At 41.9% G+C, this 6,203-nt stretch carries 9 protein-coding genes; all 9 read left to right on the top strand.

Annotated elements, in window-relative coordinates:
* Positions 1–150 precede the first annotated feature (150 nt).
* Positions 151–819, top strand: a complete 669-nt coding sequence (locus tag JXA84_03860) for a hypothetical protein (GenBank protein ID MBN1150342.1) — start codon at positions 151–153, stop codon at positions 817–819.
* Positions 820–838: 19 nt separating this feature from the next.
* Positions 839–1,219: a VOC family protein gene (locus tag JXA84_03865; GenBank protein ID MBN1150343.1), complete on the top strand. Its 381-nt coding sequence runs from the start codon at positions 839–841 to the stop codon at positions 1,217–1,219.
* A 50-nt stretch (positions 1,220–1,269) separates the two neighbouring features.
* A complete protein-coding gene (locus tag JXA84_03870) occupies positions 1,270–2,301 on the top strand; it encodes a deoxyhypusine synthase (protein ID MBN1150344.1) in 1,032 nt (343 codons plus the stop codon).
* The gene (locus JXA84_03875; GenBank protein MBN1150345.1) at positions 2,298–2,858 is read left to right on the top strand and encodes an arginine decarboxylase, pyruvoyl-dependent; all 561 of its coding nucleotides are present in this window, start codon (positions 2,298–2,300) and stop codon (positions 2,856–2,858) included. Before JXA84_03870 ends, JXA84_03875 begins: the two co-directional genes overlap by 4 nt.
* 9 nt (positions 2,859–2,867) lie before the next feature.
* Positions 2,868–3,713: an agmatinase gene (gene speB / locus JXA84_03880; GenBank protein ID MBN1150346.1), complete on the top strand. Its 846-nt coding sequence runs from the start codon at positions 2,868–2,870 to the stop codon at positions 3,711–3,713.
* A 7-nt stretch (positions 3,714–3,720) separates the two neighbouring features.
* Entirely contained in the window at positions 3,721–4,278 is a 558-nt protein-coding gene (locus JXA84_03885; GenBank protein MBN1150347.1) for a DUF2179 domain-containing protein, read from the top strand.
* A gap of 12 nt (positions 4,279–4,290) precedes the next feature.
* Positions 4,291–4,758, top strand: coding sequence for a PTS sugar transporter subunit IIA (locus JXA84_03890; protein ID MBN1150348.1), 468 nt, complete (start codon positions 4,291–4,293; stop codon positions 4,756–4,758).
* A 41-nt stretch (positions 4,759–4,799) separates the two neighbouring features.
* Positions 4,800–5,600 (top strand): SPOR domain-containing protein, encoded by an 801-nt coding sequence (locus tag JXA84_03895; GenBank protein ID MBN1150349.1) that lies wholly within the window; start codon positions 4,800–4,802, stop codon positions 5,598–5,600.
* Between the two features lie 62 nt (positions 5,601–5,662).
* Positions 5,663–6,203: hypothetical protein (locus JXA84_03900; GenBank protein MBN1150350.1), on the top strand; the 541-nt coding region annotated here is incomplete at its 3' end.

Raw genomic sequence — 6,203 nt, forward strand, 5'->3', positions numbered from 1 at the left:
AAGTATTGACTTCAACTCGAAGGATTATATCACTGAGCCGAGTTTTTAAAAATCCTGTTGTAGCCCTGCATTTAAGTTTCAACATGAACTAGACATAAAATCTGGTAATATGTATAAAACTCTTTTGTTGTAAAACAAGAAGGAGAAATGATGGATGTAGCCCTATCAATAATCTGGATGCTAATTCTCGCTATGGTCGTCGCTGTTCTGGCGTTTCCCGGTTCGAGAGAAGAGTTTGTTGAATTGACAAAAAATTATCCCTATTTTATGGGAGCTTTGAAATTCGGGCTGTTAGGAACTATGGGTGAATTGTTGAGCTGGAAAATAGTCTCAGGGAAATGGAGATTGAAAAACATAAGGCTTTGGCAGAGAATTCTCGTCTGGGCGTTCCTCGGTGTTGTTTTTGTGGCAGTTTTCCCGCTTTTTTCTTTTGGAGTTGAAGGCCTGCTTCAAACCGGGCTTTTAGGCGGAAAGGGAATAAAACTGCTGACAGCTTTTTGGAAATCTTTTTTTATGCAGGCGATTTTCGCCTTTCCTTTTATGGTGTTTCACAGAATCACAGATACCCTGATAGATAGAGGAGAACTGTTCACAAAATGGAAAATTGTCGAAGTGTATGAAAAAATCGACTGGGAAAACATGTTCAAAATAGTGGGTGCGGCAATAATTTGGTTCTGGCTTCCAGTCCATACCTTGAACTTTCTTTTACCTCCGGAATTCAGGCTGATAACAGCGGCTTTGCTCGCCATAGTATTGGGCGCTATCCTCGGAATAGCGAAGAGGCTTTCGGTAAAAAAACAGGCAGATCAGAAAGTTTAATAAATCAGACGGGGAGAATATGGCGGGAATAGTATTTTTTAAAACAGACAATATGGAAAAAACCCTTGCTTTCTATGTGGATGCGGTTGGAATGGATGTTTGGCTGGAGCAGAAAAACTGCGTGATATTAAGGCACGAGAATATGCTTTTGGGTTTTTGTCTCGGAGAGATGCCCCGGAATGAGTCGCTGATAACGTTTTTTTATTCAAACAAAAAGAAAGTGGATGAAATATACGAAAAATTGAAAAATTCTGCGCAAAACCAGCCCAAGTACAACAAGGATTACGATATCTACCATTTTTACGCTGAAGACCCGCAAGGCAGGGTGGTTGAATTTCAGTTTTTTTGCAGTGAAATCCAAGATAACTTTATCTGGGAAAATAGTCCTAAAAAAACTTGAAATTCTCGTGTTTTTGAAGTATGAAAGAGAAACTTAAAAAAGGAAGTGAAATGGATAAAAAAGAATATTTAAAAGATACAGTAGAGCACATAGACATAAAATCCTTTGACTCAAAGACATTGGTAGAGCAATACGGAAAAATGGCTTTTCAGGCGAGAAATCTCCACAGAGCGGCTCTTATTTTCGATGAGATGATTAAAAATAGGGATTGCACTGTAATTATGTGCCTGGCAGGATCGATTTTTAGCGCAGGTTTGAAAAGGGCTGTTCTTGATTTGATCCAATGCAATATTGTTGATGCTGTAGTCTCTACCGGTGCGATTATTGTCGATCAGGATTTCTTTGAAGCTCTCGGATTCAGGCATTACATCGGTCATCCAAGCGCCGATGACGACGATTTGATGAAAAACACCATCGACAGAATATACGACACCTACATAGACGAGGATGAATTGAGAATTTGCGACGAAACGGTAAAAATAATTGCGGATAGAGCCCCGACCAGACCTTATTCTTCGAGGGAGTTTCTAATGCTGATGGGTGATTACCTCATAGAGAACAAGAAAGGGGAAGAATCGCTGGTTCGGAAAGCCAGAGAAAAAGGGGTTCCGATTTTTGTCCCCGCGTTTTCCGACTGTTCAGCGGGTTTTGGACTGGTCAGCCACCAAGCCGAAAGAAAGCAATCTCCAAAGGTTACAATAGACTCCGTTAAAGATTTTTTAGAACTGACAAAACTAAAGTTGATGTCCAGGGATACTGGTCTTTTCATGATCGGGGGAGGGGTTCCGAAAAATTTCGCTCAGGACATAACAGTCGCGGCTGAAATTTTAGGAGAAGAAGTCAACATGCACAAATACGCCGTGCAGATTACAGTGGCTGATGAAAGAGACGGGGGTCTGTCGGGTTCCACGTTAAAAGAAGCTCATTCATGGGGAAAAGTAGATCAAGGAGCTGAACAAATGGTGTTCTCTGAAGCGACTATCGCTTTCCCTCTCATCGCGAGCTATGTTTACCACAGGAATAATTGGCAGGCGAGGCAACCAAGAAACTTTAACAAGGTGTTGGAAGAAGAAGAAAAATGAATAAAGAAGCTCTAGTCCCAAAAAGTGTTTTTTTAACAAATGGAGTTGGCGTCCACAAAGATCAACTCGCTTCGTTCGAGCTCGCTCTGAGAGATGCCGGAATAGAAAAGTGTAATCTAGTCTATGTTTCGAGCATTTTGCCTCCGAAATGCAAAATTATTTCTCGAAACAAAGGGCTTGGAACCCTTCAAGCGGGTCAACTCACGTACTGTGTAATGGCTAAAAACCAAACCAACGAACCAAACAGACTTCTCTCGGCGGCAGTTGGCATGGCTATGATCAAAGGGCATGAGCAGTATGGGTATCTTTCGGAACACCATGCATTCGGGCAAACAGAAAAAGCTTCCGGAGAATACGCCGAAGATTTAGCGGCATCGATGCTCGCGACTACCTTGGGGATACAATTCGACCCGAACCTGGCGTGGGATGAGAGAAAGCAGGTTTACAAAGCTAGCGGGCACACGTTTGTCACCCGCCCTATAGCTCAGTCCGCCAGGGGAAACAAAGACGGGCTATGGACGACGGTTATCGCTGCGGCAGTATTTTTGCTCGAATAGGGAGACAATATTCAACAGGTAAATTTTGGAGGATTGGATCCGGAGTTCTCGAGTAGAGAAAATTCCAAATTCGTTATATTGCCGGTTCCATTCGACCTTACCAGTTCTTGGCTCAAGGGCTCTGACAAAGGACCGGCGGCTCTTATAGAGGCTTCTGCGAACATGGAGTTGTTCGACGAAGAAACTGAAAAAGAACCTTTCAAAGCCGGTATTTTCACCGAAGAACCGGTTTCGGCTGGAAGTACTTCCGAGATGGTGGAAAAGGTCAAAAAGAAAATTACCGAACATCTCAAACAGGGAAAAATTCCAGTGACTATAGGCGGCGAGCACTCTGTTTCAATAGGTGCGTTTAAGGCTTTCGCCGAATTTTATGACCGGATAAGCGTTTTGCATCTCGACGCTCATTCCGACAGACGCGACGTGTACGAGGGCGATAAATTCAACCACGCGTGCGTAATCTCGCGAGCTGAAGAAATTGGATTTAATGTGGTTTCTGCCGGAATCAGAAGCCTTGATTTTTCTGAAAAGAGAATTCTTTCGGATGACAGGGTGTTTTTGGCATCAAAATTGAGAGACGACAGAAACTGGATAAAAAAAGTTATGTCAAAACTTTCAGAAAATGTCTACGTCACAATTGACCTCGACGTATTCGATCCTTGCGTGCTTCCGTCCACTGGAACACCTGAACCGGGTGGGCTAAGTTGGTATGAAGTGCTCGATATTCTCAGAGAGACAGCCCGGAATAAAAAAATAAGGGGATTCGACGTAGTCGAATTGAAACCGGATCACAACAGGTATTCTGATTTCACAGCCGCGAAGCTCGTTTACAAGTTAATCGGTTACATCAACGGCTGAGGACTGTATGATGCAAGATCTTATCCCATGGGTTTTGATTCCGTTATTGATAATGCTCGCGAGAATAATTGATGTCTCCATCGGGACCGTGAGGATTATTTTCGTAGCTCGCGGTAAAGCTGTTATGGCGGCAATACTTGGTTTTTTCGAGGTTGTGATATGGATACTGGCAATAACTCAGGTTCTCGCTAACCTCACCAACGTGACATGTTATATCGGTTATGGTCTGGGTTTCGCTCTCGGAAATATAATAGGCATAAAAATTGAAAGAAAACTGGCTTTCGGACTTCAGATGATTACAATAATAACCGCCAATAAATTAGACCTTCTTCCCATGACTCTGAGAGAGGAAGGATACGGAGTGACGGTTGTCAATGGCAAAGGAGTAAAAGGGGACGTCAAAATCATCTACGCTGTCGTTGAAAGGAAATTTGTTCAGCACATTCTGGATTTAGTCAATGCCACGGAGCCTGATAGTTTTGTAACTGTTGAAGATATGGTCTCGCTTCAGAGAGGCTTTATAAGACAAAGGCAGAAAAAAGGTTTGTTCGCGAAAAAAAAATAAAGGAGCTTTAAATTGAAGGATATAAAAGGATTGGATTTGTATTTATCGGAAAACCAAAATGTGCATTTTCTTGAAGCTGAAAAAAAAGGAGATGTGATTGTCGAACTGCTTTCAAAAATACCGAAAGAAAACTTCAAAGATTACGAAGAGGTAAAAAGAGAAATGCTCATGAGAGAGGACCTTATGTCTACCGGGATTGGACTTGGAATAGCGTTCCCACATATAGGTTCCGTCAACGTTGAAAAAATGAGCATCTGCGTGGGAATATTAAAAAAAGGCGTAGATTGGGGGGCAATTGACGATAAGCCGGTGAGAATCGTCATACTAATTGTCTACCCCTCCAAGAGAAGAACGGAGTATTTGACATTGATATCAAAATTGAGCACGGTTCTCAAAGAAGAAATGAACAGAGAAAAGATTGAAAAATCAAGCGACAGCGAGGAGGTGTTTCAAATTTTGACAAACAACCTGGTGATTTAAAAGTGTTAAGCTTTTTCGTATTAGCAGGATTGTATGCTTTCTTGGGGCTGTATGTTCCCGACCAGGCTAATCCTTGGGCGGTTCAGCTTCTTTCGCTGACAGACACTGATAATATTTACGAAAATACAGTCGAAATAAACACGGTTCTGGAGGAAGAATCATTTCTCGGCACGGGCTCTTATGCGAGGTTTGCAATAGTCCAGGGAATTTTTCAAGACAGAAGAGTATACAGGATTTGCGCGGGAGCTTTCCCGTCAAGAGACGAGGCGACGGAAGCTGTAAACGCTTTGACTTCAAAAGGAGTTGATTGCTTTCCTAAAAATCTATTTGTGGAAGAAAAATGGGAATTCGTGGTATCCAAAACTGGCGAAATTTTTTTGGGTTCCGACCACGTTGTCGATATACTCGACAACGGTCAAATTTCAACTGACAGGGAGAGAGCATACGTTCAGCCCCAAAGAAAATACGCCGCCCTGGCTTATTCAAATTGGACCGGATTTGAAGGAGAAGGAGAGAATTTGTATTTGTTAAACCTTGAAAGTTTAAATGAGAAACTCGTCCTGATAGACATGAGGGCTGTTCTTCCTTATTTTTGGTTTTCAGACGATAATGACGGATGTTTTTTGATAACAGAGTTGCTCTGCGGGGGAACAGCGTATTCAAACGAAGTCATTATAGTTAACTGTGAAACTGCTGGAATAGTAGCTCGTTATGAACATTGCACGGTAGACAGGTGTTGTGAAGAGGAAAGCTTTTTATACTTAGATTCTCTATCACCCGATGAAACTGTTGAAGCAGAGATCAAGATAGATTTAAAAGATTTTTTTAACAGCGGCCATTGAATATCCGGGTTCAAATTAATCTTTAGCTTGCTCTGCGATTGTTTTGGCATTTTAATTTAAAAATGGTTGATATACCCACTTTTGATGAATTGAATTCATTTGTCCCTCAAATAGTTTTGGAGGGAAACTCACGGGGAAAAACCGAAAGCGGCTTTTCTGCCGCCCTTCTTTCTTTGGATGTAAAAGGTTTTACTGCGATAACGTCCGAAGTTATCAAGAAAGGAAGAGAGGGGACGGAAGTACTTTCTGACACTATATCTACAATATTCGACCGGGTTATTGAGATAGTTTACAGTTACGGAGGGTTTGTCTCTTCATTCGCGGGGGACTCTTTTACCGCAGTTTTTCAATACGAAAAAAATGGTTCAATTTTGCATGCAGACCAATGTTATTTCGCGGCTCTGAAAATAAAAGACGAACTTGAAAAGACCAAGATAATCCGAACCCAACTCGGTGTCTTTGATTTTTCAATGAGAATAGGCCTTTCTCAGGGGGATGTCTTCTGGAAAATAATCGAAAATGAAGGCACAAAAATTTTTTATTTCGGAGGAGAAGCTCTAATCGACTGCCTTGCGGCTCAAAAAACATCCAAGCCGGGTTTTA

It is taken from the genome of candidate division WOR-3 bacterium, from assembly GCA_016926475.1.
Lineage (GTDB): Bacteria > SDB-A > SDB-A > SDB-A > SDB-A > JAFGIG01.

Coding starts and splice junctions, on each gene's coding strand:
- JXA84_03860 (MBN1150342.1), top strand. CDS start 151: ATGGATGTAGCCCTATCAATAATCTGGATGCTAATTCTCGCTATGGTC.
- JXA84_03865 (MBN1150343.1), top strand. CDS start 839: ATGGCGGGAATAGTATTTTTTAAAACAGACAATATGGAAAAAACCCTT.
- JXA84_03870 (MBN1150344.1), top strand. CDS start 1,270: ATGGATAAAAAAGAATATTTAAAAGATACAGTAGAGCACATAGACATA.
- JXA84_03875 (MBN1150345.1), top strand. CDS start 2,298: ATGAATAAAGAAGCTCTAGTCCCAAAAAGTGTTTTTTTAACAAATGGA.
- JXA84_03885 (MBN1150347.1), top strand. CDS start 3,721: ATGATGCAAGATCTTATCCCATGGGTTTTGATTCCGTTATTGATAATG.